This is a genomic window from Microtetraspora niveoalba (assembly GCF_001570405.1).
Classification (GTDB): Bacteria; Actinomycetota; Actinomycetes; order Streptosporangiales; family Streptosporangiaceae; genus Microtetraspora; species Microtetraspora niveoalba.
This window is the reverse complement of sequence record NZ_BBYM01000040.1, coordinates 1-26,328: the sequence shown is the minus strand read 5'-3', so window position 1 is coordinate 26,328 and position 26,328 is coordinate 1. Positions and strand designations below refer to the sequence as shown.

22 protein-coding genes are annotated in these 26,328 nt (G+C 73.2%); 11 read left to right on the top strand and 11 right to left on the bottom strand.

From position 1 onward, the window contains the following. The first annotated feature begins 32 nt into the window (after positions 1–32). From AWQ70_RS31550 to AWQ70_RS31525, 6 genes are all read left to right on the top strand, one after another. Positions 33–980: an ABC transporter permease gene (locus AWQ70_RS31550; protein ID WP_218004732.1), complete on the top strand. Its 948-nt coding sequence runs from the start codon at positions 33–35 to the stop codon at positions 978–980. Further along, positions 977–1,843 carry an ABC transporter permease gene (locus tag AWQ70_RS31545; protein ID WP_084518025.1) on the top strand — a complete coding sequence of 289 codons (867 nt, stop codon included), beginning with the start codon at positions 977–979 and terminating at the stop codon, positions 1,841–1,843. The genes AWQ70_RS31550 and AWQ70_RS31545 overlap by 4 nt, the downstream gene beginning before the upstream one ends. Then, positions 1,840–2,865 (top strand): ABC transporter ATP-binding protein, encoded by a 1,026-nt coding sequence (locus tag AWQ70_RS31540; protein ID WP_067184335.1) that lies wholly within the window; start codon positions 1,840–1,842, stop codon positions 2,863–2,865. The genes AWQ70_RS31545 and AWQ70_RS31540 overlap by 4 nt, the downstream gene beginning before the upstream one ends. After that, on the top strand, positions 2,862–3,704 hold the full coding sequence (locus AWQ70_RS31535) for an ATP-binding cassette domain-containing protein (protein ID WP_067184331.1): 843 nt from the start codon (positions 2,862–2,864) through the stop codon (positions 3,702–3,704). Before AWQ70_RS31540 ends, AWQ70_RS31535 begins: the two co-directional genes overlap by 4 nt. After that, positions 3,701–4,846 (top strand): C45 family autoproteolytic acyltransferase/hydrolase, encoded by a 1,146-nt coding sequence (locus AWQ70_RS31530; RefSeq protein ID WP_067184327.1) that lies wholly within the window; start codon positions 3,701–3,703, stop codon positions 4,844–4,846. Before AWQ70_RS31535 ends, AWQ70_RS31530 begins: the two co-directional genes overlap by 4 nt. Before the next feature lie 572 nt (positions 4,847–5,418). Then, entirely contained in the window at positions 5,419–6,111 is a 693-nt protein-coding gene (locus AWQ70_RS31525; RefSeq protein ID WP_067184324.1) for a response regulator transcription factor, read from the top strand. 68 nt (positions 6,112–6,179) lie between these two features. Here AWQ70_RS31525 and AWQ70_RS31520 read toward each other — a convergent pair whose 3' ends face one another. After that, positions 6,180–6,743: an EF-hand domain-containing protein gene (locus AWQ70_RS31520; RefSeq protein WP_084518023.1), complete on the bottom strand. Its 564-nt coding sequence runs from the start codon at positions 6,741–6,743 to the stop codon at positions 6,180–6,182. Positions 6,744–6,818: 75 nt separating this feature from the next. Between AWQ70_RS31520 and AWQ70_RS31515 the strand changes: the two genes are divergently transcribed. The 3 genes from AWQ70_RS31515 to AWQ70_RS31505 are packed head-to-tail and all read left to right on the top strand — an operon-like array spanning position 6,819 to position 9,892. Further along, a complete protein-coding gene (locus tag AWQ70_RS31515) occupies positions 6,819–7,880 on the top strand; it encodes an SDR family oxidoreductase (RefSeq protein WP_084518022.1) in 1,062 nt (353 codons plus the stop codon). Further along, the gene (locus tag AWQ70_RS31510; RefSeq protein WP_067184318.1) at positions 7,877–9,535 is read left to right on the top strand and encodes a fatty acyl-AMP ligase; all 1,659 of its coding nucleotides are present in this window, start codon (positions 7,877–7,879) and stop codon (positions 9,533–9,535) included. The genes AWQ70_RS31515 and AWQ70_RS31510 overlap by 4 nt, the downstream gene beginning before the upstream one ends. Before the next feature lie 27 nt (positions 9,536–9,562). Continuing rightward, positions 9,563–9,892: an acyl carrier protein gene (locus AWQ70_RS31505; protein ID WP_067184316.1), complete on the top strand. Its 330-nt coding sequence runs from the start codon at positions 9,563–9,565 to the stop codon at positions 9,890–9,892. Between the two features lie 148 nt (positions 9,893–10,040). Here the strand turns inward: AWQ70_RS31505 and AWQ70_RS31500 are convergent, their stop codons facing one another. Then, positions 10,041–11,105 carry an alkene reductase gene (locus tag AWQ70_RS31500; protein ID WP_067184313.1) on the bottom strand — a complete coding sequence of 355 codons (1,065 nt, stop codon included), beginning with the start codon at positions 11,103–11,105 and terminating at the stop codon, positions 10,041–10,043. A gap of 105 nt (positions 11,106–11,210) precedes the next feature. Further along, on the bottom strand, positions 11,211–12,635 hold the full coding sequence (locus AWQ70_RS31495; protein ID WP_067184310.1) for an MFS transporter: 1,425 nt from the start codon (positions 12,633–12,635) through the stop codon (positions 11,211–11,213). A gap of 283 nt (positions 12,636–12,918) precedes the next feature. On the opposite strand from AWQ70_RS31495, the gene AWQ70_RS31490 reads away from it, so the two are divergent. Further along, positions 12,919–13,386: a MarR family winged helix-turn-helix transcriptional regulator gene (locus tag AWQ70_RS31490; protein WP_067184306.1), complete on the top strand. Its 468-nt coding sequence runs from the start codon at positions 12,919–12,921 to the stop codon at positions 13,384–13,386. 120 nt (positions 13,387–13,506) lie between these two features. Here the strand turns inward: AWQ70_RS31490 and AWQ70_RS31485 are convergent, their stop codons facing one another. From AWQ70_RS31485 to AWQ70_RS31460, 7 genes are all read right to left on the bottom strand, one after another. Continuing rightward, positions 13,507–15,555, bottom strand: coding sequence for a prolyl oligopeptidase family serine peptidase (locus tag AWQ70_RS31485; protein ID WP_067184302.1), 2,049 nt, complete (start codon positions 15,553–15,555; stop codon positions 13,507–13,509). Beyond that, a complete protein-coding gene (locus AWQ70_RS31480; RefSeq protein WP_067184442.1) occupies positions 15,552–17,366 on the bottom strand; it encodes an ATP-binding cassette domain-containing protein in 1,815 nt (604 codons plus the stop codon). The genes AWQ70_RS31485 and AWQ70_RS31480 overlap by 4 nt, the downstream gene beginning before the upstream one ends. Continuing rightward, positions 17,363–19,120 (bottom strand): ATP-binding cassette domain-containing protein, encoded by a 1,758-nt coding sequence (locus AWQ70_RS31475; RefSeq protein ID WP_067184298.1) that lies wholly within the window; start codon positions 19,118–19,120, stop codon positions 17,363–17,365. The genes AWQ70_RS31480 and AWQ70_RS31475 overlap by 4 nt, the downstream gene beginning before the upstream one ends. A gap of 273 nt (positions 19,121–19,393) precedes the next feature. After that, positions 19,394–19,522, bottom strand: a complete 129-nt coding sequence (locus AWQ70_RS39425; RefSeq protein WP_157530666.1) for a SapB/AmfS family lanthipeptide — start codon at positions 19,520–19,522, stop codon at positions 19,394–19,396. 4 nt (positions 19,523–19,526) lie between these two features. Beyond that, complete coding sequence (lanKC, locus tag AWQ70_RS31470; RefSeq protein ID WP_067184295.1) at positions 19,527–22,091, bottom strand: class III lanthionine synthetase LanKC; 2,565 nt, start codon at positions 22,089–22,091, stop codon at positions 19,527–19,529. Between the two features lie 275 nt (positions 22,092–22,366). Beyond that, a complete protein-coding gene (locus AWQ70_RS31465) occupies positions 22,367–22,867 on the bottom strand; it encodes an anthrone oxygenase family protein (protein WP_157530664.1) in 501 nt (166 codons plus the stop codon). After that, entirely contained in the window at positions 22,864–23,703 is an 840-nt protein-coding gene (locus AWQ70_RS31460) for an NAD(P)H-binding protein (protein WP_067184291.1), read from the bottom strand. Before AWQ70_RS31460 ends, AWQ70_RS31465 begins: the two co-directional genes overlap by 4 nt. Positions 23,704–23,784: 81 nt before the next feature. Here AWQ70_RS31460 and AWQ70_RS31455 point away from each other — a divergent pair, with 81 nt between their 5' ends. Beyond that, the gene (locus AWQ70_RS31455; RefSeq protein ID WP_067184288.1) at positions 23,785–24,732 is read left to right on the top strand and encodes an AraC family transcriptional regulator; all 948 of its coding nucleotides are present in this window, start codon (positions 23,785–23,787) and stop codon (positions 24,730–24,732) included. Between the two features lie 1,131 nt (positions 24,733–25,863). Here the strand turns inward: AWQ70_RS31455 and AWQ70_RS39420 are convergent. Continuing rightward, on the bottom strand, positions 25,864–26,004 hold the full coding sequence (locus AWQ70_RS39420; protein ID WP_157530662.1) for a hypothetical protein: 141 nt from the start codon (positions 26,002–26,004) through the stop codon (positions 25,864–25,866). Positions 26,005–26,328: the final 324 nt, after the last annotated feature.

Sequence of the window (26,328 nt, the reverse complement as noted above, 5' to 3'; positions counted from 1 at the left end):
ACGCGCCCCCCACCTCCTGATCGGAGGCGTTGTTGCTGCGCTTCGTACTCCGGCGGCTCGGCGCGCTGGCCGCCACCCTCCTCATCTCCAGCTTCCTCGTCTTCTCGGCGATGTACGCCGCACCCGGCACGCCCGAGAGTTTCCTCGTCCAGGGACGGACCGTCAGCCCCGAGGTCCTCGCCTCCATCCGGGCGCAGTACGGCCTGGACGACCCGTTCCTGATCCGCTACTGGAACTGGCTCGGCGGCGTGCTCACCGGCGACCTCGGCGAGTCGCTCACCACCCGCCAGGACGTCGCCTCGCTCCTGGCGTCCCGCATCCCGACGACCCTCTGGCTGACCCTGTACGCCGCCGTGCTGATCGTGGTCTTCGGCGTCGTGGCCGGAGCGCTCGCCGGGCTGCGGGGCGGGGCGTTCGACACCGGCGTGCTGCTCGGGTCGAGCGTCGGCTTCGCCGTCCCCACGTTCTTCGCCGCCGTCCTGCTCATGAGCGTCTTCTCCGTGACGCTCGGCTGGTTCCCCGTCTTCGGGGCCGGATCCGGGTTCGCGGGCCGCGTCGAACACCTGACGCTGCCCGCCGTGGCGCTCGCGCTCCCGGCCGCCGCGGTGGTCGCCCGCATCACCCGCACCGCCGTTGTGGAGGAACGCGAGGCCGAGCACGTCTCCGTCGCGCTGGCGCGCGGCGTCCCGTGGCGGGTCGTGGCGCGCCGGCACATCCTCCGGAACGCCATGCTGCCCGTCACCACGATCGTCGGCGTGAACATCGCCGCCCTCGTCGCCGGGGCCGCCGTCGTCGAGCACGCCTTCACCCTCGACGGCGTCGGAGCCATGCTCATCAACTCGGTCCAGCAGAAGGACTTCGCCGTCGTACAGGCGGTCGCGCTCCTGCTGGTCGCGGTCTTCGGGGTGGTCAACCTGGTGATCGACATCCTCTACGCGGTGATCGACCCGCGCGTCCAACTCGGAGGTGAGAGCGCGTGACCGCGCAGACCCTCGCACGCCCGGCCGTACGGCGGCGCGGCGGCGACCTGGCCGAGCGGCTCGGCCCGCTGGGCATCGCCGCGCTCGCGGTCGTCGCGCTGATCACGGTGGCCGCGCTGTGCGCCCCGTTGATCACATCCCACGACCCGGCCGTGGGCAGCGTCCTCGAGCGCTACCAGGGCCCGAGCGCCGAGCACCTGCTCGGCACCGACCAGTCCGGCCGCGACCTGCTCGCCCGCCTGCTGTACGGCGCGCGGACCAGCCTGCTCGGCGCCGCCGTCGTCGTGCTGCTCGCCGGGACGGGCGGCGCGCTGCTCGCGCTCGTCGCCGCCTGGTTCGGCAGGTACGTCGACGCGCTCGTCGGCCGGGTGCTCGACCTGCTGTTCGCCTTCCCGAACCTGCTGCTGGCGATCCTCGCCGTCGCGGTGTTCGGGACCGGTCTCGGGCAGGCCACCGTCGCCCTCGCCGTCGCGTACGTCCCCTACACCGCCCGCGTGCTGCGCAGCGTCGCCCTGCGCGAACGGCGGCTCGCGTACGTCCAGGCGGCGGAGTTGCAGGGGTTGTCCGGGCTCGTCGTCAGCGTGCGGCACATCCTGCCCAACATCGCGCCGCAGATCCTCACCGGCGCCGCGATCAACTTCGGGTACGCGATGATCGACCTCGCCGCGTTGTCGTTCCTCGGCCTCGGCGTCCAGCCCCCGACCGCCGACTGGGGGCTGATGGTGTCGCAGGGGAAGGACTCGCTGCTCCAGGGCCACCCGGAGCAGAGCGTGCTGGCCGGCGTGTGCATCGTCGTCGCCGTCGCCGCGTTCAGCGTGATCGGTGAGCGGCTCGGCGGCCGGAAGGCGGGTGGCCGGGCGTGAACGTCCTCGAACTCGACGACGTCCGTCTCGACCTGCCCTCCAGGCGCGGCGACCGGTCACTCCTGCGGGGCGTCTCGCTGTCCCTCGCCCCCGGCGAGGCCCTCGGCCTCGTCGGCGAGTCCGGGTCGGGCAAGTCGATGACGCTGCGCACCGTCCTGCGCACCGAGCCGGCCGGCGCCCGGGTGACCGGGCGGGTGCTGCTCGACGGCGAGGACGTGCGGACGCTCGGCGCCGCCGCGCTGCGCCGGGTGCGCGCCGAAGCCGTCACGATGATCAGCCAGAACCCGCGGGCCGCGTTGAACCCGGTGCTCCGCGTCTCCCGCTACCTCGTCGAAGGGCTCCGGGACGCGCGCGGTGAGAGCGCCGAGGAGGCCACCCGCCGGGCGCGCGACCTCCTCGCGCGGGTCGGGATCACGGATGTGGACCGCTGCATGGCGTCCTATCCGCACCAGCTCTCCGGCGGGATGCTGCAGCGCGTCGTCATCGCCGCCGCGGTGGCGAGCACGCCCCGGCTGCTGCTCGCCGACGAGCCCACCACGGCGCTCGACGTCACCACCCAGTCCGAGGTCATGGCGATCCTCGACCGGCAGCGCCGCGAGCACGGGATGGCCATGCTCTTCGTCACCCACGACCTCGAACTCGCGTCCGCCGTCTGCGACCGGATCGCCGTGATGTACGCGGGGGAGATCGTCGAGATCGCCACGCCCGAGCAGCTCCACGCCGCCCCGCGGCACCCGTACACGCGGCTGCTGCTCGACTCGCGGCCGAGCATCACCGCGAGGGCGGTGGAGCTTCCCGTCATCCCCGGCCGGCCCGTCGCCGCGTACGAGGTGGAGGGAGGCTGCGCGTTCGCGGCCCGCTGCCCGTGGGCGGAGCCGCGGTGCGAGCGGGACGAACCCGCGCTGGTCCACGACGCCGGACGCGCCACCCGCTGCCTGCGTGCCGGAGAGCTCGCCGCCGAGCTGGCGGGTGCACCCGCGGGCACGCCGGGCGGCGAAGGTGAAACGGAGGTGCGGGCGTGAACGCCACCGCGGAGAACGTCATCGAGATCAGCGGGCTGTGCAAACGGTTCGACGTCGGCCGGGGCGGCTCCCGCCGCACCGTCCACGCGCTCGACGACGTCAGCCTCACCGTCGCCGACGGGAGCTGCCTCGCCGTCGTCGGCGAGTCGGGCTCGGGCAAGACCACCCTCGCCCGCGTCCTGGTCGGGCTCGAAAGCGCGGACAGCGGAGACGTCGTCCTGGCCGGCCGTCCCGTGGCACGGCGGCCGCGTCGTGCCGAGCGGCGGGCCCGTGCCCGCGACATCCAGATGGTCTTCCAGGACCCGAACGGCTCGCTGAACCGCCGCCGCACCGTCGAGGCGGCCATCGGGGAGGTCCTGGCCGTCCACCACCGGGTCACCGGGGCCGAGGCGCGCCGCCGGATCGAGGAGCTCCTCGGCCAGGTCGGCCTGCGGCCCGCGCACGCGCGGGCGCTGCCCGGCGAGCTCAGCGGCGGCCAGCAGCAGCGGGTCGCCATCGCGCGGGCCCTCGCCGCGGAGCCGCGCGTCATCGTCCTGGACGAGGCCGTCGCCGCGCTGGACGTGTCCGTGCAGGCGCAGGTCCTCAACCTGCTGGCCGAGATCCGGCGGGACCGCCGGCTCACATACCTGTTCATCACCCATGACCTGTCCGTCGTCCGGCAGGTGAGCGAGGAGGTCGTCGTCATGCGGCAGGGCCGGATCGTCGAACGGGGGAGCACCGACCAGGTGCTCGACCATCCGCGACACCCCTACACCGTGCTGTTGCGCGACAGCGCGCCCAGGCCGGGATGGCGGCCCCGGCTCTCCGGCGACGCGGACGTCCGGGAGGTGGAGGCGTGACCTCCCGTACGCACCTGCTGGTCGAGGAGACCGACCCGAGGCGACGCGGGCACGAGCGCGGGCGGAGGCTCGCCCCCGAGATCGCGCGGGGGTGGCGCACGTACTCGCAGCTCTTCGAGGTCGCCGCGGCGGCCCGGGGCGTGACGCTCGACGTGCCGGCGCTCGCTCTGCGGACCCTCGCGGCCACGCGCGCGTGGGCGCCCGAGCTGGCCGCCGAGATCGAGGGCGTCGCCGACGGCGCGGGCGTGCCGCTGTGGGTCGCCGCCGCGCTCAACGCGCGCACCGAGATCCTCGCCGTGGCGGGGACGCCGCGCGCGGGGGAGTGCTCGACCGTGGTGCGCGTCGGCGACCGCACCCTCGGCGGACAGACGTGGGACTGGCACGAGGAGCTGGCCGACGGCTGGCACGTCCAGACCGTACGCGGCGACGAGGTGGCCTTCACCGGCATCACCGAGCACGGCATCCTGGCGAAGATCGGCCTCAACGAGGCCGGGGTCGGCGTGCTGTTCAACATCCTCGGACACGTGGACGACGGCGCCGACGGCGTGCCGGTGCACCTCGTCGCGCGCAGGGTCCTCGGCGGCGCGCGGTCGTACGCGGAGGCGGTCGCCATCCTGACCGCCGCGCCGGTGTCCGCCTCCACCGTCGTGACCGTCGTGACGGCGGACCGGGCGGCGTGCGTCGAGCTGAGCCCGGCGGGCGCCGCCGTGATCCCGCCGGGCCCGGTCACCCCGGAGGGCCCGCACGGCTCGGACGATCAGGGCGGCTCCGACGGTGTCGGCGGCTCCGATGGTGCGGGCTGGCTCGTGCACACCAACCACTTCGTCGCCCCGGCGCTCGCGGAGGGCGAGTTCCGGGGGAGGGCCGAGCCGGAGACGTACGACCGGGAACGCCTGCTCGCCGGGAGGATCCGGGACGGACACCCCTTCGACGACGCGGGCGACCTCGCCGCGCTGCTCACCGCCCACCCGGGCGACGGCGCGGAGGTCTGCTGCCACGCGCCCGCCGACGGACGGCTCGGGACGCGCTGGGCGTCCCTGGCCACGATCGTGGTCGAGCCCGGAGCGGGCCGCCTCATGCTGCACGACGGCACCCCCTGCTCGGCCCGCCCGTCCACCTGGACGACGGTCACCCCCGGCTGAGAGAGCGCGCGGCCGAGCCGCCGCGGATCGTGGCGGGGAAGGCCCGGACGGCCGCGGCGAAGGCGCCGCGCGGGCGGCGTCCGGCTCGGCCGGCACGGTGCGGAGAAGGGCCGATCACCGGGCCCTCGCGGGTTCGTACGGGGCCGCGCGAGGGCCCGGTGGTCGTATTGCGCCGGGCGGAATTCACGCGGGGGACACGCGCTCTGGAGTTCCAAATTGCCGCTGAAATAGCGGCATAAACGCAGATATATCCCGCTCTCTGTGGTTTGTGGAATTGAGTGTGAATTGTCCGAGTCTGTTGGATGGTGGCGTGGATCAACGGGTCACGGTGGCGCCGATGTGCGGGAATGGTCCCATCCACCGGTAAACCGGTGCGAGCGTCCCAGCGTCTGATCTTGGTGGGGCTGGAGAAACAATCCGGCTAGATCGCGATATTTCAATGCCCTGGCATACGGTAACGCTATATTTCCGAAAGGAGTGGGGGTGGCCCCCGGAGGGCCGGCAAAGCTGTGCGGGCCGGGGGGAGAAAACGCGTGCAACCGACCTCGCGAAGGCGCATAAGGAGAACGGGCTTGATCCGTCTACTGCTAGCGGAGAACATGCACCTCGTCCGATCGGCCCTCGTGGCGTTGCTCTCCAAGGAGGACGACCTGGAGGTCGTCGCCGAGACCGGCCAGGGCGGCGAGATCGTCGCGCTGGCCCGCGAGAGCCGTCCCGACGTCGCGCTCATCGACATCCACCTCCCCTGCGTGGACGGCCTGACGGCCGCGTCCGAGCTGCACGAACGGATGCCCGAATGCAGAACCGTGATCCTCACCGGCCGCGGCACCCCCGCGGCGCTGCGTCGGGCGCTCGGGGCGAAGGCGAGCGGCTTCATGGTCAAGGACGCCTCGGCCCAGCAGTTCGTCGACTGCGTACGCAGGGTGGCCCGCGGGGAACGGGTGATCGACCCGGAACTGGCCCTCGCCGCGCTCAACGCCCCGGAGAACCCGCTCACCTCGCGCGAACTGGACGTGCTCCAGGTCGCCGCCGAGGGATCCACGGTGACCGAGATCGCCGACCGGCTCTATCTCTCGCCCGGCACCGTACGGAACTACCTGTGCCGCATTCTCCCGAAGGTCGGCGCCCGCACCCGCGTCGAGGCGATCAGGATCTCGCTGGAGCACGGCTGGCTGTGGCCGGAGACGGGCGGCGACCTCGCGAGGGTCCGCTACCCGTCCCTGACCGGACGGTCCGCCGCCGGCGGCGCCGCCGACCCCCGCTGACGTCCCGGCCCGTACATCCCGGCCCGTACGGCGGGGCCGCGCCGTACGGACCGGAGCGTCCCGGCGGTTCAGCCCCGCGGCGGGAGCGGGCCGAACAGCCAGTTGCCGTGGGCGTCCGGGTCGGGGCTGCGGAAGAACTGCTCGTTCGCGATGTGCAGTTCCTGCCTGCTCAGCGAGCCGTTGCCGTCCAGGTCGAGACGCTCGAACGCGGAGAGGCTGTTCGCCTCCGACATCCGGAACGCGCTTCCGGCCATACGGAGGTACTCGGTCCGGGTGATCCGTCCGTCCCCGTCGGTGTCCATCAGGTCGTAGAACGCGTCGGCGACCGGCGCGACATGCCTGCGGTAGCCCTCGTCGGGCTGCGTGACGAACTGGTCGAACCCGGCGGTGAACTCGGTGAGATCGACGCGTTCGTCTCCGTCGATGTCCATGGGGAGCGTCACCTCGTCCCACAGCCTCGCGTACCGCTCCCGGACCCGCCGCGACTCGGCCGAGCCCGGCGCGAAGCCGAACGCGTTCACCAGCCGGTCGGCCGAGGCGGTGTAGTCCATCTTGTCGATGACCCGGTCGTCGTCCACGTCCAGGAGTGCGAAGAGATGGGCCATCTTGCGCAGCTGCAGGTCATTGAGCATGAACTCTCCTGAGTTTCGACCACGGAATGTGGCTGATACTTTACGTTCCGTTACCTCCGATGGGAAGGTTCTGCGGTGAATGTTCAGGTGGTCGACGGAGCCAACGGGTTCGTGGGTTCCCATCTGATCGGCGCCCTGCTGGCCCGGGGCGACGAGGTGATCGCCCTGGCCCGCGCCTCCGCGGAGGTGGTGCGCCGCCGGGTCGCGGACGCGCTGCGCTGCCTCGGCTTCGACGAGTCTCCGGCGCACCGGCTCCGGGTGCGCCGGCTGGCGCTGGACGAGCCGGACCTCGGCCTTCCGGTGGCCGAGGTCTTCGCCGAGCCCTGCACCTACTGGCACACCGCGGCGCTCGTCACCTTCTTCCCCCGCCGCGAGGCGGAACTGCTGGACGTGAACGTGGCGGGTTCCGCGAACGCCCTGGCCACCTACGAGCGGCGGGCCCGTCCTGGGTCGCGCTACATCCACATCGGCACGGCCTACCAGTGCGGGCTCGACACGGAAGGCCCGGTGCCCGAGGACTGGCCCGTGCCCGCTTCGCCGGACAGGTTCCGGAACTTCTACGAGTACTCCAAACGTGAAGCGGAGATCGCGCTGGCATCGTCGCGGTCGGCCGGCGAGGGCGCCGTTCTGGTGGCCAGGCTGGGCGTGATGGTCGGCCACTCCCGCACCGGCCGCGCGCTCACCGACTACGGCCTGTACGACTTCCTCCGGGTGATGGCCTTCTTCGCCCGGCGCAACCCCGGCGAACGGGTCCGCCTGCCCTGCCATCCGGACGCCGATCTCCACCTGACCCCCATCGACACGACGGTCTCCAGACTGCTTTCGCTCGCCGCCGCGGATCTCGACCGTCCGATCCTCCACGTGGTGAACGGGCGGACCGTCCCCGTACGCGATCTGTTCGAGGTGGTCAACGCCCGGCTGCCGATCGAGCTCGTCCCGGCCACGCCGGAGCAGATCCGGGACGTGCCCTTCAACCGGTTCGAGGCGGTGGTCAACATGCGGGCCAAATACACCGCGACCTACTTCCGCCACCGTTATGACTTCGCCTGGCGCGACCTGGCGGCGCCGCCGGCCGTCACCGCCGAGGTCCTCGACCGGCTGGTCTCGTGGTACGTGCGCGAGGGGCTGCCGGAATGACCGATTTCGTGGCGCACATCCGGGGCCGCCTCAGCGCCGAGCGGCAGATGGTCTTCGTCCAGGACAACGGTGAGCCGATCCGGCTCACTTTCACCGAGCTGGATCGGCGAGCCCGTGCCGTCGCCGTGTGGCTCACCGGACTCGGCGTGACCGACCAGCCGGCGTTGCTGCTCTATCCGGCCGGGCTCGACTTCACCGTCGCGTTCCTCGGCTGCCTCTACGCCCGGGTGCCGGCGATCCCCGCGCCGCTGCCGGACGCGGGCGCCCCTCACATGAGGCGTGTGCGGGCATTGCTGCGCGACGCGGGCGCCGGCCTGGTCCTGACCGATGCCGCGCACGCGTCCGGACTCTCCGACCTCGGGGCCCGCGTCGTCGTTCCCTCCGCCGATCCCGGCGCCTGGGCCCCGCCGGCCCTGGGCGGTGACACCGTCGCGTACCTGCAGTACACCTCCGGTTCGACGAGCGAACCTCGCGGTGTCGAGGTCTCGCACGGCAACCTGCTGCACAACCTGGGGTTGTTCCGGGCCCTCGCGGCGGGGAAACCGCCACGACGGCTGGCCGGATGGCTGCCCCACTACCACGACATGGGCCTGGTCGGCCTCCAACTGCAAGCGCTCCACACGGGCGCCGACCTCGTGTTCATGTCGCCGAACGCGTTCGTCGCGCGGCCTGTGCGCTGGCTGGAACTGATCAGCCGGTACGGCGCGGACTGGACCGTTTCTCCAGACTTCGGATACTCCTGGTGCACCCGCCGGGTCACCGACGAGCAACTCGCCGGCCTCGACCTGTCCACCCTGGCCATGGCCCTCAGCGGAGCCGAGCCGATCAAAGCCGCCACGCTCGCCGGCTTCGAGCGCAGATTCGCGCCCGCCGGCTTCCGCCCGACCACGTGGAATCCCGGTTACGGCCTCGCGGAGTGCACCCTGATGGTCAGCTGCGTGCCGCGAGGGCAGGACGTGACCGTACGCGGGTTCGACCCCTCCGCGCTGGAACGGCACGAGGCGATTCCCGACCCCGCAGGAGTTCCCCTGGTGGCGTGCGGCCCGGCCGCCGGGCTCGACCTGCGGATCGTCGACCCGGACGGCTGCGTCCCCGTGCCCGACGGCGGGATCGGGGAGATCTGGGTGGCGGGCCCGAGCGTGGCCCTCGGGTACCGGGGTCGCCCCGAGGAGACCCGGGCCACCTTCCGCGCGGGCGGGGGCCGCTGGTTGCGCACGGGCGACCTGGGGTTCCTCCTGGACGGGCAGCTCTATGTGACAGGGCGGATCAAGGACGTCATCGTCGTCAACGGCCGCAACCTCTATCCGCAGGATCTGGAGGAGGCGGCGTCCCGGGCGAACCCCGTCGCCGGCCGGAGCGCCGCCTTCGGCGTCCGCCGCTCCGACGGCGGGGAACACGTCGTCCTCGTCCAGGAGGTACGCCGAGGAGGCTCGGCGTACCTCGGTGAGACGGCCGAGCAGGTCATGGATCTGGTGTCGAGGGAGTTCGCCGTCCCGCTGAGCCTGCTGCTGGTGGCCCGTGGCGTGGTGCGGCAGACCACCAGCGGCAAGCTCCGCCGCCGTCACATGAGGGACCTGTTCCTCGGCGGGAGCCTCACGCCGCTGCACGCCGAGGTGGACCCCGCGCTGCACGACCTGCTGGAAACCGTTCCGTGAATGCCGGAGAACCGATCAGGGAGAGCCGTGTCCGACCACCCCGACCACCCCGACCGTTCCGACCGTTCCGACCGTTCCGGCAATGATGTGCGCCGGTGGCTGACCGAGCGGGTGGCCCACTACCTCGAACGGTCTCCCGCCGAGATCGATCCGGGGGTCAAGCTCCGCGCCTACGGGTGGGAGTCGATCCACGCGCTCGGCCTGTGCGTCGACATCGAAGAGACCGTCGGCCTGCTGGTCGAGCCGACGCTGACCTGGGACCGCCCGACGGTCGACGCCCTCGCCGCCCACCTCACCGAACTTCTGGCCGGTGGCCGGGTGAGCGCGCCCCCGGAACGGCCGGCCGCCACGGCCTGAACCGCCCGGTGCGGCCGAACCCCCGGCCGAATCCCCGGCCGAATCCCCGGCCGAATCCCCGGCCGAACCCCGCGGCCCTCTCGATCCCCTCTGGGCCGACCACCTGCGACAGGTCCCCGCCACTCGGCGCGAGGAGCCCGCGTGGTGGTCAGGCGGGCAGCGCCGGGTAGTCGGTGTAGCCGGCCGCGTCGCCGCCGTAGAAGGTGGCCGGGTCCGCGGTGTTGAGAGGGGCGCCGGTCGCCAGGCGGCGGGGCAGGTCGGGGTTGGCGAGGAAGAGCTGCCCGAAAGCGATCAGGTCCGCGGTCCCGTCGTGGATCAGCGCGAGTTCCTCAGGACCGGTCGGGCGGGTTCCGGTGTGCGGGTTGAGGATGAAGGCGCCGGGGAATCGCCGCCGCATGGTGTGCGTCAGATCCCGGTGGCCGGCCTCCATGACGTGCAGATACGCCAGGTCCAGGGCGGCCGTCCGCTCCACGAGCGCCTGGTAGACGGGGTGCGGGTCGGGTTCGTGGATGTCGTTGTTCGTCGTTCCGGGTGACAGCCGCAGGCCGGTGCGGGCGGCGCCGATCGCGGAGGCGACCGCCGAGACGACCTCCACGGCGAACCGGATGCGCCCCTCGACCGAGCCGCCCCAGCCGTCGGTGCGCCGGTTGGTGTTGGGGGCGAGGAACTGGTGGATCAGATAGCCGTTGGCGCCGTGCAGTTCCACACCGTCGAAGCCCGCCTCGATGGCGTTGCGGGCGGCGCTCGCGTAGTCGGCGACGGTCTGCTCGATCTCGGTCGCCTTCAGCTCGCGTGGGGTGACGAAGTCCTTCATGCCCTCGGGGGTGAACACCTGTCCCCGCGCGGCGACCGGCGACGGCGCGACCGGGACCAGGCCGTCGGGCAGCAGCGAGGGGTGGCCGATCCGGCCGGTGTGCAACAGTTGCGCGAAGATCTTGCCGCCCTCGGCGTGCACCGCGTCGGTCACTTTGCGCCAGGCGGCGACCTGCTCGCCGGAGTGCAGGCCGGGGGTGAACGGATACCCCTGGCCCGTCACCGACGGCTGAGTGCCCTCCGTGATGATCAGTCCCGCGGAGGCGCGCTGCGCGTAGTACTCCGCGGTCAGTTCCGTCACCAGCCCACCGTGGGCGCGGCTGCGGGTCATCGGCGCCATGGCTATCCGGTTGGCGAGTCGTGTGCCGCCGACGGTGATCGGGTCGAATGCGCTGGTCATAGGTGTTTCCTTCTTCTTCGGTTCACCGGAGGAACTCTCGGTGTCACGTGAGGTCGTACGCGGACGTGAGGTTGCGGGGAGTGGATACGCGGCTGGGCGGGCGGGTCAGCCGCGCCGGCGGCGGGGCAGCAGCACGCTGACCACCGCGATGGCCAGGCCGAGCCCGGCCGCCATGAGGAAGACCAGGTCGTAGCCGGCGGCGAGGGCGGCCGGGGAGCTCCCGCCGGCGCCCGTCCCGGCTCTGGCGCCGGCGGCCGTCGCGAGTACGGCCAGGCCCACCGATCCGCCCACCTGATTGGCGGTCTGGGCCAGGCCGCCGACGGTGCCCGCGTCGGACTCGGGAACGTCGGCGGTCGCCGCGGCCATGAGGGTGGGGAAGGTCAGCCCGATGCCGGCCGCGATGAGCAGGGTGGGCCCGAGCACGCCGGTGACGTAGCCGCTGTCGGCGTGGGCCTGGGCGAGCCAGCCGAAGCCGCCCAGGAAACAGGCGCTGCCGGCCAGCACCAGCGGGCGCACCCCGGTCCGCGGCAGCAGGGCGGCGGCCCATCGCGCGATCAGCATGAACATCACCGCCGCGGGTGTCTGCCCGAGCCCGGCCTGAAGCGCGCTGAACCCGAGTACGTTCTGCAGGAAGAGCGACGTGAAGTACCACATAGCGATGGAGATCCCGCCGAACAGCAGCAGCATGGCGTTGCCGACGGCCACCCCCCGGATCCTGAACAGCCGTAGCGGCACCATCGGCCGGTCGGCGAAACGCGCCTCCACCACGATGAAGACGACGAGCAGGAGCAGGCCCGCCGCCACCGGCCCGGCGACCGGCCCGGACGACCAGCCATGGTCGGCGCTCTGCATGACTCCGTAGATCAGCGCGGCCAGCCCCGCCGTTCCCGAGGCCGCGCCGGTGAGGTCGAGCGATTCCCGCCGGCCGGTCCGCGTGGCGGCCAGCGACATCATGGCCACCGCGATCAGCACCGCGCCGATCGGCACGTTGATCAGGAAGACCCACCGCCACGAAAGGCCGGTGGTGATGGCGCCGCCCGCGACCGCGCCGACCATCCCGCCCACGCCGCCCGAGGCGGACCACGCGCCGAACGCCCTGGCGCGCGCGTTCGGCTCCATGAAGGAGGTGTTGATCACGGACAGTGTCGCCGGGGCCAGCATGGCGGCTCCGATGCCCTGCGCGACGCGGGCCGCCACCAGGACCTCGGGAGCGGTCGCCAGGCCGCCGGCCAGACTCGCGGCGGAGAACAACAACAGTCCGGCGGCCAGCATCCGGCGGGGGCCGAACAGGTCTGCGGCGCGGCCGCCCAGCAGCATGAAGCCGGCGAAGGTGAGCAGGTAGCCGTTCACCACCCAGGCCAGGCCGGTGGGCGTGAAGCCGAGGTCCTCGCTGACCGCGGGCAGGGCGACGTTAACGATGGACGCGTCCAGGATCACCATGAACTGGCAGGCGCACGCCAGCGACAGGACCAGCCAGGCGGGGCCGGTCTGCGGCGTGGCCCGCCGAGTCGCGGTACCGGTGCTCGTCATGAGTTCTTCCTCCTCGCCGGCCCGCCGCCGACGCCATGCGGGAGGTTGTCACGGCCGTGACTCCGCGGGCGTTCCGGTCGCCCGCGAACGTCTCGGCCCACGCCAGGTCCTCGGCCCCCGCCGAGGCGGCGCTCTCGGCGACGGCCTGCGCGAGCGCGTGCGCAGTGTCTGTCGCAGCAGGGGATGACGGCGAACGTCGCGGTCATGTCGGCTCCCTCGATGCCATGTAGAATTGGTTATGCGGATAATGTTATGCGCATAACCAATCTGTCAAGGAGAGCCCATGGACTTCGAGCGAGCCGACGCCCTCAACCAGGCCATCCGCCTCCTGAGCCTGCGCCACCGGGCCAGAGCCGCGGCGCTGCTGGCCCCGCTCGGCCTGCACCCCGGCCAGGAGGCACTCCTGCTCGAACTCGACCGGACCGGCCCGATGATCCAGGCGCAGCTCAGCGAGGCGCTCGGCTGCGAGCCGCCCAGCGTCACGCTCATGACCCGCAAGCTCGAAGCCAGCGGTCACATCCGCCGCAAGCCCGCCCCCTCCGACAAGCGCGCCAGCATCGTCGAACTCACCGACAGCGGCAAGGCGCTGGCCGACCAGGTCAAGGGGCTGTGGTGCGCTCTGGCGGAGGAGACCGTGACCGGCCTGCCCGCCGAAACGGTGGCGGAGCTCCCCGGCATCCTCAACACCTTGACCGGCAACGTCGACACCAGGCGCCCCCGCCACCCGCAGGGTCACCGGGACGACGGGTGAGAGCCGGCCCGGAACACGATCCGACGCCCCCGAGGTCGTCGCGGTCAAGCGAATGGCTCGCGACCGACTGACCCGCGACGTGTTCCGGCGAGTGGAATGGGGCTTCAGCGGCTCAGGGCACTAGCCTTCTTGGGCGAACAGCCCGGTGTGGGCGGCGAGGAAGGCGAGGGTGTCGGCGGCGAGGGCCGTGGACCGGCTGGTCGCCCGGGCCCCGTGACCCACGTCGCCCTCGTGGCGCAGCAGGACGGGCCGCTCGCCCCCGGTGGCCCACTGGAGGGCGGCGCACATCTTGCGCGCGTGCGCGGGGTCCACGCGGGTGTCCCCGCCGGAGACGGTGAACAGCGTGGCCGGATAGTCCACCCCCTCGCGCACCCGGTGGTACGGCGAATAGCCCAGCAGGCAGCGGAAGTGCTCCGGATCCGCGGCCGAGCCGTACTCGCCCCGCCACGCCGCGCCGAGACCTGAGTGCTCATAGCGGACCATGTCGAGGAGCGGGGCCGAGCAGACCGCGGCGGCGAACAGCTCGGGGCGCTGGGTCAGGACGGCGCCCACCAGCAGGCCGCCGTTGGACTCGCCCCAGATCCCGAGCCGGTCCGGGGTCGTCCAGCCGTCGGCGATCAGCTTCTCCGCCGCCGCGACGAAGTCGTCGAAGGTGTTCTGCTTGCGGTCGAGCATCCCCGCGCGGTGCCACTCCTCGCCCTCCTCGCCGCCGCCGCGCACCATGGCGACCGCGACCACGCCGCCCGCCTCGGTCCACGCGAGGGTGTCGGCGGCGTACGCGGGCGTCAGCGCGACCCCGAACCCGCCGTAGCCGTACAGGATCGCGGGCCGCGGCCCGTGCAGGCCGGCGCGCGCGACGACGAGCATCGGCACCCGCGTCCCGTCGGCCGACACGCAGTGCAGCCGGTGGCTCTCGATCCGGGGCTCCCCGTCACCGGTACGGACCCTTCGCGGCGGGGCGGCGGGGCCGGGCCAGGGCGCGGTCTCGCCCTTGCGGCCGTCGAAACGCCACACCTCCGGCGGCGTGACCTGGTCGGTGTAGGTGAACCACGCCTCGCGGCCGTGCCGTACGGACAGCGGGCCGACGGATCCCGCGCCGGGCAGCGGCACCGAGCCGAGCCGCTCCCCGGTGCCGAGGTCGTGGACGCCGATCTCGCCGATCGCCTGCCTGACCCGGGTGACGAGCAGCAGGCCGGAGCCCCGCCCGGTCCCGTCGAGCCTGTCGAGCCCGTCGAGGATCGCGAAGTCCGCGAGGACCGCATCGGTGTCGGCCGGGACCAGGTCCTTCCACACGTCCGGCCGCGCCGGGTCGCCCACGCACAACCGGACGCGGGGCGCGTCCCGGTCGGTGACCACGTACATCCGGCCGTCGCGGGCGACGGTGAGCGCGGTCCTCGCGTCCACGCCCTCCTGCACGACCCGCAGGTCCGGCTCCTCGGGACGGCTCCCGGCCAGGTCGGCCAGCCACAGGTCGTTGCCCGGTCCCCGCATCGCGGAGACGACCAGCCAGCGGCCGTCCCCGCTGATCTCCAGCCCGTACGAGGCGACCCCCTCCCGGCTGAGGACCGGGACGTCCGGGACGCCGGCACGGTGCAGGAAGACCCCGCGCGGCTCGGTCCGCACGTAGAAGAACCCCGCCCCTCCCGGCAGCCACGCGACGGGGGAGTACCGGCAGGGGCCGATCGGGCCGTCCAAGACGCGGCGCGTCCGCACGTCCATGACGTACAGCTCGGACCGCTCGTCCCCGCTGCGCGAGATCTGGTACGCCAGGAGGCCGCCGTCCGGGTCGGGCTGCCACGCGTCGAGCGTGGTCAGGCCGGTGGGGTCGATCACCGACGGGTCGAGGAGCAGCTGCTCGGCCGGGCCGGGCCCGGTGACGTGCAGCGCCGCGTGCTCCTGCCCCGCCGTACGGCGCAGGAAGAACGCCCGCTCGCCCCGCCACAGCGGCGCGGTGACCGTGCCCGCGTCCGCCAGCTCGGCCAGCCGCGTGTACAGCCGGGCCCGGCCGGGCAGCGTGGCCGCGTGCGCGCGCCAGAGGTCGTCCTGCGCGGCCAGCCACCTCCGCGTCTCGGGGTCGGCCGGGTCCTCGAGCCGGCGGTAGGGGTCCGGTACGGCGACGCCGTGCAGCCGGTCGACGACAGCCTGGCGCTCCACATAGGGATATCTCATGACACCTGCTTCACGTCGGGGGTCCACTGGCCGATCAGATCGCGGTAGAGCGGTGAGACGGCGAGCAGCTCGTCATGGGTGCCGAGCCGTACCCGCGTGCCGTCCATGAGCAGCACGTGCCGGGCCCGCAGCGCCGAGGTGAGCCGGTGCGCGACGACGACGAGAGCGCCCCCGCGCCGGGCGAACGCCGCCTCGGCCCGCGCCTCCGCCGCCGGGTCGAGATGGCAGGTCGCCTCGTCCAGGATCACCAGGCGGGCCGGCGCCAGATAGGCCCTGGTCAGCGCGATGAGCTGGCGCTCGCCCGCCGACAGGGCCGCGGGGTCGACCTCGGCGTGCCGCCCCCCGAGGCGACACGCCAGCTCCGTCATCCCCACCTCGTCGATCGCTTTCCATACGGCGTCGGGGGAGGCGGGGGCGAGGTAGGTGAGGTTCTCCCCGAGCGTCCCGTGGAAGACGTACGCCTCCTGGGGGATCAGCACGCGGGCGGCCGGGGCGACGTCCCGGGCGCGTACACCGCCGATCGTGATCTCTCCCGAGGACGGGGCGAGCAGGCCGGTGACCAGGGCCGCGAGCGTGGACTTGCCGAGCCCGCTCGGCCCCACCACGGCGAGGTGGGCGTCCTCGGGCAGGCTCAGGTCCAGGCCGGACACCACCGGCGCCGCCCCCGGCCCGTACGCGAACGTCACGCCGCGCAGCTCGACCCGGTTCGCGCGCGGCCGGACACGTCCCGGCGCCGATCCGGTGGTGGGGGCGGGGCGGTGTGCCGGGGGGTTCTGGACGGGGGCGGATCGCGCGGTGGAAGCCAGGTCAGGCGCGGCTCCGTGCGCGGGTGCGGGTTCCGGCGCGGTTTCCCGGGCGGGTTCTTGAGCGGGTTCCTGGGCGGGTTCCTGGGTGGGGGCCGTCTCGCGGATCCTGGCGACGGACGCCATCAGCCGCACCCCGCTGACGCCGAGCCCCTCGACGAGCCCGCCCAGCGCCGGCCCGAGCGACTGGACGACGTAGGCGAGCGTGCCGACGACCGCTCCGGCGCTCGCGCCGAGCCCGGGGCCGTACGCGAGCACGAGCAGGACGGGCAGCCACCCCGCCACGCCCAGCGACACCGTGCGCAGGGCCATCACGCGGGCGACCGCCCGCGCCGCGTCCGCCTGCGCCGCGATCCGGCCGCCGACCTCGGCGGCGATCCGCACCTCGGCGCCGCAGGCGACGATGTCACGCAGGCCGCCCGCCATGGACGCGACCGACTCCGCCAGGCGCTCGTCGGCGATGAGGAAGGCCCGCTGCCTGCGCGCCATGGCGGGCAGCGACAGCAGGAAGAGCGCCAGCCCGGCCGCGAACGGCGGCAGCACCAGCGGCAGCATGGCCGGCATGAGCGTGACCATGCCCAGGACGACGCTCACGACGGTGAACGCGAACGAGCGCACCACCGTGATCACGGCGGCGAAGGCGTCCCTGGCCAGCTCGACCTGGAGGGTGGAGCGGGCGACCGACTCCGCGCCGGACCGCCAGGGAGGCGTCGTGGCCGTGCGCAGCGTGCCGCCGACCACCCGGGACAGCAGGTCGTCGCGGAACGGCTCGGCGATCGCGGCGACGGCCAGCACGGACTGCCGCGCCCCGACCGCCGCCACCAGCCACGCGCCGCCGAGCAGCCCGAGCCAGACCAGCCCCGTCACCGGCCTGCCCGCCGCGAAGCCGTCCTCGATCGCCCGGGCGATCGCGTGCCCGATCAGGAAGGAGGGCAGCGTCTCCGCGAGAGACCATCCCGCCAGCCGTGCCAGCCGACGAGGCTCCCGCGTCACCGCCCGCCAGATCATGCCCACCCCTCGGCCGCCGTCTCCGCCGGCACGTCGGTCCGGAAAACGGCCCGATAGCCGGGGTGCGCGGCCCACAGCGCCTCGTGGCGGTCGTAGCCGCGCAGCCGCCCGTCCTCCAGCCAGAGCACGGCGTCCGCCCGGGCCGCCGTCGTCGCCCGGTGGGTCGTCAGGATCCTGGTCCGTCCGCGCAGTTCCCCGGCCAGCGCGGCGGCGACCCGGCGTTCGGTGAGGGTGTCCAGGCTGGAGGTCGCGTCGTCCAGGACCAGCACGCGGGCCGCCTGGGCGAAGGCGCGGGCCAGCCCGATCCGCTGCCGCTCGCCGCCGGACATCGGGGCCTGCGCGAGCGGTGTCGCGTAGCCCCCGGGAAGCCGCCGTACGAACGCGTCGGCGCACGCCGCCCGCGCCGCCGCCGCGACGACGGCCCGGCCGGAGGCCGTCTCGGAGGCCCGAGCGGGGGCGGGAGTCCCGAGGCCGATCGCGTCGCCGACCGTGTCGCCCACCAGGACCGGCCGGTCGAACGCGTGGCCGACCGCCCGGCGCAGCGCCGTACGGGAGAGGTCGGGCATCGGCACGCCGTCGAGGAGGACGACGCCCTCGGCCGGGTCGGCGAGCCGCCCCGCGAGCGCGGCGAGCGCCGACTTGCCGGAGCCGGACCTGCCGACCACCGCGATCGCCGCGCCGCCCGGGATGACGACGTCCACACCGTGCAGCCCGGCTCCGGAGACGCCCCGGAACTCCAGCCTCCCCGGGCCGGGCGGCAGCTCGCGCCGCCCGTACGCGCGCCGGGGCTCACGCGAGAGCTCGCCGACGCGTCCGGCCGCCGCCCGCGCCCGGGCCAGCCGCCCCACATATCCGAGGGCCGAGCCGAGCCCGGCGCCGAGCACCGCGTACCGTGCCGTCGCGTACAGCTCGCCGACGGTGAGATCGCCTCCGGCGAGCCGCAGCCCTCCGACGACGAGCACCGCCACCTCCAGCAGCGGCACCACGACGCCGGTCCGCACGCCCGCGCGCGCGTTCGCCCGCCACAGGCCCATGCCGTACACGCGCAGGCGGGGGAGCGGAGCGAGCACCCGTGCGATCTCCGCGTCCGCCGTCCCGGCGGCGGCGATCGTGCGCGCGCCGGACAGCGCGGCGACCAGGCGGGCGGCGATGTCGCCCTGCACCCTCTGGTACGCGGCGACGATCGCGGACGTGTCCCGCAGGAAGGCGCGCAGGACCAGCACGATCAGCGCGAGCCCGGCGACGAGGGTGACCGCGGGCAGCGGGTCGATGAGGACGAGGGCGACCAGCCCGCCGACCGTGGGGACCAGCAGGGAGGCGCCGGTGACGATGGCCTCGGGCGCACGCCCGGTCTCCTCGGCGTTCATGCCCAGCCTGGTCGTGAGGTCGCCTTCCGGGAAGCGGCGGGTCATCGCGGGACCGGCGCCGAGCACGTGCGCGACGAGGCGGCGGCGCAGCCACGCCGACGCGGACGCGCCGGACGCGCCGGCCGCCCACACCTGGAGGCTGTCGCAGACGACGACTCCAGCGAGAACGAGGGCGCAGCCCGCGACCGGGCCGGTGAAAGCCCCCGGGACGGGCCCGGCGGGGGAGGCGGAGGGGCCGCCCGCTACCAGCGCGTCGACGGTCCGGCCGACGACGTACGGGAGGGCGAGTTCGAGGATCGAGCCGCCCACGGAGGCCACGGCCAGGACGAGCAGCCACGGCCCGCCGTGCCGGATCGTCCGGACCACCAGCCGGTCTGCCGCCTCCATCCGTCCTCCTCATCGAGCCTGCTCAGCGGGCACGACGCCCGTCCGGTCCGGCGTGTACGTCCTTGAGATGGGCCGCCGCCGCGCGCTCCGCGCGTGGGTCATGCGCGTGGGTGCGTACGGCCGGGGCGGGGATCGCGGGGTGCGTGAGGGGGGCCGGGCCCCGGGCGTGACGCCCGGGGCCCGGAGGTGGCCGCCGTGACGGCGGCCGTCATATGACCAGCATCTCTCGGGGCACTTCTCGTGACACTTCTCGTGACACTTCGCGTGGCACTTCTAGTGGCACAGAGCGATGCTCAGGTTGCTCGGGCGGCCGGACTGGCAGGTCAGCACGGTCAGCGTGCTGCCGCCGCCGTGGTGACCGCCACCCGGGGTCTCCATGCCCTGAAGATCGAGGAGAACCATTCGTCTACACCTCCTTTCCTGATCGCTGGGACGGGAGCCGCTGGCCAGGCGGCTGGCTGAAGGGGAGGAACACCGGTTCCTCGTGCAGCGCGGCGCCCAGGGCGAACAGGACGCCGGCCGTTCCTGTGGAGAAGTCCATCGAGAGCCGCAGCAGCCCGTCGCCGGGGAACGCCACGCCCTCGCCGTACGGGAGCATGTGCCAGAGCAGCCCCCGGATCTGCGCGGCGAGCCCGGGATCCGAGCGTCTGGTCATCGCGAGCGCCGCGATCACCCCCGCGCGGCCGGTGAACAGGCCCGGTTGCACGAAGTACGCGGACCGGGTGACCGCCAGCAGATCGTCCAGGGAGCGGGCGAGGTCCTCGTCCGGGCGGTGGGAGAGATACCGGGCCAGGACCAGGGCGATGCCGACCGATCCCTCGTCCAGGTAGGGCAGGTGGCGCCAGCCCTGGTTGACCTGGAGCGAGCCGTCCGCCGCCCGCACGCAGCGCCGCAGATCCTGGCGCAGCGCCGTCCCGGCCAGGTCCAGCAGCCCGGCGTCGCCGGTCCGCTCGTACGCGTGCAGGAAGAGCAGCGCCGGGCCGGAGGAGCCGAACATCAGCCCCGCGCGGGGGTTCGCGCCGCCGCTGACGTCCGGCACGTCGCCGGGGCCGCCGAGCCGTTCGGCGCACACGCCGACCACCTCGCGCGCCCTGTCGAGGAGCGCGGCCTCGCCGGTCGCCTCGCCGAGGTGCAGCAGGTTCAGGCCGATGCCGGCCAGGCCCGAGTACAGGCCCGGCCCGAGCCCCTCCCACCTCTCCCCGAGGCAGATGTCGAGGACGTCGAGGGCGTCCTGGCGGTGCCCGAGGCGCTCCAGGACGTGCGCGACCCCGTGCAGCCCGTCGTAGAAGCCGAGCGCGCTGCCGGGCTCGGGGGCGACCGCGCGCTTGCGCAGCCAGTCCTCGTGGTCGGGGAACCGCCCCGCTCCCGTCGCCGCCAGGGCGTGCAGCACCCCGGCCGCGCCGTGCGCGAGGCCGAGCCCGCCGCCCGGACGGAACTGCGCCACGTCTCCCGGGAAGAGCCGGTCGTCCCGGTCGGGGGTGGCGGAGGCCAGCACGGCACGGCACAGCGCGTCGCGGATCGGCGGCCACCGGCCGGGGTCGGGCGGCTCCGCCATGTCGTGGTCGCCCGCGATGGTGCGGGCCGCGTCCTCGACGGTCGCCGCGGGCACGGGGAACGTGCCGGCGACGAGCCGGGCCAGATGCCGCGCCTTGCCCGGACGCATCGGCACCATGATGGTGGTCTGCGGCGCGAACAGGCCGAGCCGCAGACAGGCCAGCGCGTACTCGTCGCCCGCCACGCCGAGCCGGTCGGACGGCGCGGCGTACGCCGGGTGCCCGAGCGCCGGGCGGGCCCGGTCCTCGGCCCAGGTGGCCACCTCGAAGTCGATCAGGACCACCCGGTCCTCGTCCGTGACGAGGATGTTGTTCGGGTGGAGGTCGCCGAACACCACCCCGCGCCCGTGCAGCGAGGCGACCGCCAGCTCCACCCGGGTCAGCGTGTCCAGCGCCCACTCCGTGTACGCGGACAGCGCGTCGGGCGCGAGATCGGTCCGCGTGAGCGGATAGCGGTGGACGAGGAGCCGCTGCAGCGGGTTCCCGTCGACGAACTCCTCGACCAGGAAGTGGTGGTCCCCGACCGTGAAGTGGTCGAGCAGGGCGGGCACCGCGTCCAGGCCCGCGAGCCGCAGCAGGATGTCCCGCTCGTGATCCAGGCGGGTGACCGCGTCGCGCCCGGCCGCGTCGAGCCCGGCGTGCGGCCGCGCCTCCTTCAGCACGACGTGCCGCCCGCTCGCCCTGTCCCGGCCGAGATAGACGCCTCCGCCGTTGGAGAAGTGCAGCACGCTCTCGACCTCGTACGGCAGGCCCTCCATCGTGACGGCGTTGCGCGCGGTCAGGTGGGGTTCGAGGAACGCGGGCAGCTCGACCCACGGCGGGACCGCGAAGGTGGACCCGCGCACGTCGGGGACGAGCCGGCCCTCGCCGTCCTCGATGGCGAGCACCATCTCGCCGCTCGTGTCCAGGCAGCGCCGCTCGGCGAAGCCGCCGTACCGCACGTAGAGCGGGCCGTCGCCGTACCGCAGGTCGCTGAGGATGTACGGGCCCTCGACCCCGCGCAGCAGCTCGTCCAGCTCGGTCAGGATGGTCTCGAGCCGGGTCTCGTCCGGGGGGTAGATGGTGACCAGCTTGCCGCTTGACGAGCGGGACGCGGCCTTGGAGTTGCCCATGACCAGCACGGACTCGCTCCGAAGGAACTTGAAGGCCACGTTCCCGGCCACGCAGTAGTCCCAGACCGTACGCACGGCGCGTTCCGCGTCGGCCAGCCGGGCGGACACGTGGATCTTCCACCCCTGCTCGGGGAGAGCGGCGACATCGGCCGGCGTGTAGTACATCCACGTGTCCGTCGCCTGATGGAGCCAACCCGCCGGCACCGCTCTCGACAATACCGAAAAACCTGTTGATTCAGCATTTTTCTGGTCGGGGGTGTCATAGAACAACGAATCGGCCAGGCAGTAGAGCTCGTAGTCATCCATATGCCGCCATCTCCCTGTTTATTGCTACAGAGAGGATGGCGAACGGGCGAGTGCCGGGTCTAGTTACACCGTTCACCGATGATGTGTGCGTTTTTCATCGGCGCCCGTTCTGATCTGTCAAATGGCGAGGTCACGGCCCTTTTTCGTCCCGTCTCGCGCTTCGGTCTGTTTGGTTTCCGGCGCTCCGTCTGTGATTTCCGGAATCCGAAATTCGTTCTTATATGTGGCTGATCCTGCTGGATGCTCCGGTGAGGCCCCGGGAAGCGATGCGCTTTTCAGGAGCCCCGGCCCCAGCGGTAGGCGCCGTAGCCCATCAGCAGCAGGCTCACCGCGCCGGCCACGGCCCGGCCGGTGTTCCAGGTGGTCCACCGGGCTGAGTAGTCCGACCAGATCCGGGCGGCCTCGGCCAGGTCGCCGGGGACCGCCGCGGCCAGGGCGTTGTTCATCGGCACGTTCACCGCGGCCGTGGCCACGATCACCCCGACGGTGTAGACCGCCGCCGCCGCGAAGAACGGCCAGGCCGCGCCGGAGTGAGGTGTGGTCAGCAGCAGGGCGCCCGCCCCCGCGGCGGCGACCGGGGCCAGGACGAACGCCGCCAGGAACACCGGATTCTGGATCTTGGCGTTCACGGCGTTCATCGCGTCGATCGCGGAGGAGGCCGGCGCCGCGTTCAGTCCCGGCATCACACCGACCGAGAACCCGAAGAAGGTGCCCGCCATCCCGGCGGTCATGAGCATGGAAACGGCGGCCAGGACGGCGGCCACGAGGTACGTCACGACGCTTCCGTCGCGGTCCAGGCGCCGGTGGCGGCGGTGGCACGGGCGTAGGCGGCGAAGTCCCGGGGGTCGCGGCCGAGCGCCTGCCGCACCCCGTCGGCGGGGACGGCGTTGCGGCCGTCGAGCACCGTGCCGAACAGGTACCCGAGCAGCTCCACGACCTCGGACGGCACACCCTGGCGGGCCAGCTCGCCGGTGTAGGCCTGCAGCGGCACCTGCATGAAGCGGATCTCACGGCCGGTGGCGGCCGCGATCTCGCCGATCGCCTGGCCGAAGGTGAGCGCGCGGGGTCCGGTGAGCTCGTAGACCCGGCCGTGATGGCCGTCGCCGGTGAGCGCGGCCACGGCCACGTCGGCGATGTCATCGGCGTCCACGAACGGCTCGGGGACGTCCCCGGTGGGCAGCACGACCACGCCGCCGCGGACCGGGTCGAGAAGGTAGTCCTCGCTGAAGTTCTGGCAGAACCAGCTCGCGCGCAGGACCGTCCAGGCCGGGCCGGCATCCTGCACGATCCGCTCGCACGCGCGCGCCTCCTCCTCGCCGCGGCCGGACAGCAGCACCAGCCGGCGCACCCCGGCGCGGGCGGCCTGCCGGGTGAACGCGTCGATGGTCTCGGGGGCGCCCGGCGCGGCCAGGTCGGGCGCGTAGGCCAGGTAGGCGGCCTCGACTCCCCGCAGGGCGGATGTCCAGGTCGACCGGTCGGCCCAGTCGAACGGGACGGCGGCCGAACGGGAGGCGACGCGCACCGGCACTCCCACTTCGCGCAGCCGCTGCGCGACCCGCCTTCCGGTCTTGCCCGTCCCGCCCGTCACAAGGATCTTCGCTGTCGTCGTCATGGTGATCAGTCAACCGGTGGACGGACCGGCGCGACATCGTCGAGAAGCTCGACCCCATGTGCGGCCGTCTACGATCTGGGCATGGACGCGCTGGCCGATCTCCTCGACGGCCCCCGGGCGCGGGGGGCCTTCCTGCTGCGGGCGACACTGAGTCCGCCCTGGTCGGTGCGGATCCAGGACGAGGCGCCGCTGTGCCTGGTCGCGATGGTGCGCGACCAGGCGTGGATCACCCCGGACGGGGACCGGCCCGTACGGGTGGGCCCCGGCGACGTCGCCATCGTGCGCGGGCCCGGCCACTACGCGGTCGCCGACGACCCGGCGACCGCGCCTCAGGTCGTGATCCATCCCGGGCAGGTCTGCACCACACCGGACGGCCGCGGCCTGTCGGCGGAGATGGACCTCGGCACGCGCAACTGGGGAAACGACCCGGACGGCTCGGCCGTGATGCTCATCGGCACCTACCAGATGCGCGGCGCGGTCACCCAGCGGCTGCTGGCGGCGCTGCCCACGCTGCTGGTGCTGCGCGGTGACTCCTGGGACGGCTCCCTGGTCACGCTGCTCGGCCGGGAGATCGTCAAGGACGAACCGGGCCAGGAGGTGGTACTCGACCGCCTGCTGGACCTGCTGCTGATCGCCGTACTGCGGACCTGGTTCTCCCGCCCGGACGCGCGGGCCCCGGGCTGGTACCGGGCGCACGGCGACCCGGTGGTGGGGCCGGCGCTGCGGATGCTGCACGCCGAACCGGCCTATCCGTGGACGGTCGCCGAGCTGGCGGGCCGGGCGGGGGTCTCCCGCGCCGCACTGGCGCAGCGGTTCGGGAAACTGGTCGGCGAGCCGCCGATGGCCTACCTGACCGGGCTGCGGCTGGCGCAGGCGGCCGACCTGCTGCGTGAGACGGACGCGACACTGGAGGCGGTGGCCCGGCAGGTGGGGTACGGCACCGCGTTCGCGCTGAGCACGGCCTTCAAGCGGGAACGCGGCGTGAGCCCTCAGCGCTACCGGGATGGCCTGAGACACCCAGCCGGCTGATCCTCCTGGCGGGGGCTTGAGATGCCCGGACGGCTGGGCCCTCTGCGGAGTGTCTGAGACGCCCGGCTGGCTGATCCTCCTGGCGGGGGCTTGAGACGCCCGGCCGACTGGGCCCCCTGCGGAGTGTCTGAGACATCCGGCCGGCTGATCCTCTCGGTGCGTGCCTGAGATGCCCAGCCGACTGAGCCCTCTGCGGAGTGTCTGAGACGCCCGGCCGGCTGATCCTCTCGGTGCGTGCCTGAGATGCCCGGCCGACTGAGCCTCCCGCCGAGTGGAAGCGTTCTGTCACCTGCCGTGGCACACCCGCTCGAACGCGCCCGGCAACTGCGCACGATCCGCTCCGTCCGGCCTGGTGACTATGCGTGATCCGCCCTGTCTGGCCCGGCGGCTCGACCTTCACCTGCGCAACCTGGTCACGGTGTGGTGACCCCTTACCGCTCGGCGGCTCACGAAAGACGTCGAAACAGCATGCGAGAGCCTATCTACAAAAGGTACATGTGTGACTACTCTCAGTTGCAGATCGAACGTGTGAGCGATATCCTTTTCGAGGATCGACCGTCGGAGCGTGAGGGGAGGCGCATCCGGGTGAGGGTTTCGGGTGGAGTGCTGCTGTCACGCCGATCGGATGGTTCACCTTCCGGTGATTCGCCTTCTGTGCGCTCATGCGGGTCGTCGTCGGTCTTCGCTCGATGGGGTGCACAGGGGCGGCACATGCCGCTGGTCGGGTCCCGCCCTTTCCGTGGTGACTCCTACGGTGCTGTGCTGCTCGATCGCACCCGCCCCCGCGCCCGCACTCGTACGCCTGTTCCGGCCCCACCCGCCCGCACTCCCGGCGACATCACTTCTCCCGACGTCGGCCCTTTCGACTCCATGCGGTCGGCCTTGCCGCCTGACGAGAGGCCGGGTGGTAAGCAGAGCGGTAGGCAGGGCGGCGGTGTGCCGTCACCGGGCTGGTCCTTGTTCGATCCGGTCTCGGGCGGCACTTCCAGGTCTGATGGTGGCGAGCGGGATGATGCGTTGTCCTGGGCACGGCGGCTGATGGGCGTCGCTGAGCCTGTAGAAGGCCGGGGGCAGGCTCGTGGAGTGCGGCCGTCAACACCGACCGGCCCCGCTACCAGCGCGCTCGGTTCCTCAGGCCTGGATGCCGTTGGGTCGGGTGCTCCAGAGCGGGGAACCGGTGCCGCAGTGCTCGATGGCGGGACGACCGGCGCAGGGGCGGGGGCGGGAACCCGCGAGCGCGACGAGCACCGGGACGAGCCCCGGTGTCCGCAAGATGACGATGGTGGTCTGTCGGCCTGGGATGGCATCTGGCAGGGCCGCCGTCCCAGCGCTGATGAGCCGCCGGCGGTTACCTCTGTCCGGCGCGGCGGTCGGGGCGGTCAGCGGGACGGTGAGCGACCGGACCAGGGCCGGGAGGCTCAGTCCGGCGTAGACCGAACAGGGCAGCCCGGCGGGGGCGGGGACCGGGAGGCTCTGCCTGATGGTGAGTCGGGGTGTGTGGATGCCCGGGCGGGTGACTGGCCCGACCCGGCGTTGGCCCGGCCTGCCGTCCGGGACCTGCTCGCCCGTGTCGAGCGGATCGCCGCCACCACCGCC

Coding starts and splice junctions, on each gene's coding strand:
- AWQ70_RS31520 (WP_084518023.1), bottom strand. CDS start 6,743: ATGCTCAATGACCTGCAGCTGCGCAAGATGGCCCATCTCTTCGCACTC.
- AWQ70_RS31510 (WP_067184318.1), top strand. CDS start 7,877: ATGACCGATTTCGTGGCGCACATCCGGGGCCGCCTCAGCGCCGAGCGG.
- AWQ70_RS31500 (WP_067184313.1), bottom strand. CDS start 11,105: ATGACCAGCGCATTCGACCCGATCACCGTCGGCGGCACACGACTCGCC.
- AWQ70_RS31495 (WP_067184310.1), bottom strand. CDS start 12,635: ATGACGAGCACCGGTACCGCGACTCGGCGGGCCACGCCGCAGACCGGC.
- AWQ70_RS31490 (WP_067184306.1), top strand. CDS start 12,919: ATGGACTTCGAGCGAGCCGACGCCCTCAACCAGGCCATCCGCCTCCTG.
- AWQ70_RS31485 (WP_067184302.1), bottom strand. CDS start 15,555: ATGAGATATCCCTATGTGGAGCGCCAGGCTGTCGTCGACCGGCTGCAC.
- AWQ70_RS31480 (WP_067184442.1), bottom strand. CDS start 17,366: ATGATCTGGCGGGCGGTGACGCGGGAGCCTCGTCGGCTGGCACGGCTG.
- AWQ70_RS31475 (WP_067184298.1), bottom strand. CDS start 19,120: ATGGAGGCGGCAGACCGGCTGGTGGTCCGGACGATCCGGCACGGCGGG.
- AWQ70_RS39425 (WP_157530666.1), bottom strand. CDS start 19,522: ATGGTTCTCCTCGATCTTCAGGGCATGGAGACCCCGGGTGGCGGTCAC.
- lanKC (WP_067184295.1), bottom strand. CDS start 22,091: ATGGATGACTACGAGCTCTACTGCCTGGCCGATTCGTTGTTCTATGAC.
- AWQ70_RS31460 (WP_067184291.1), bottom strand. CDS start 23,703: ATGACGACGACAGCGAAGATCCTTGTGACGGGCGGGACGGGCAAGACC.
- AWQ70_RS31455 (WP_067184288.1), top strand. CDS start 23,785: ATGGACGCGCTGGCCGATCTCCTCGACGGCCCCCGGGCGCGGGGGGCC.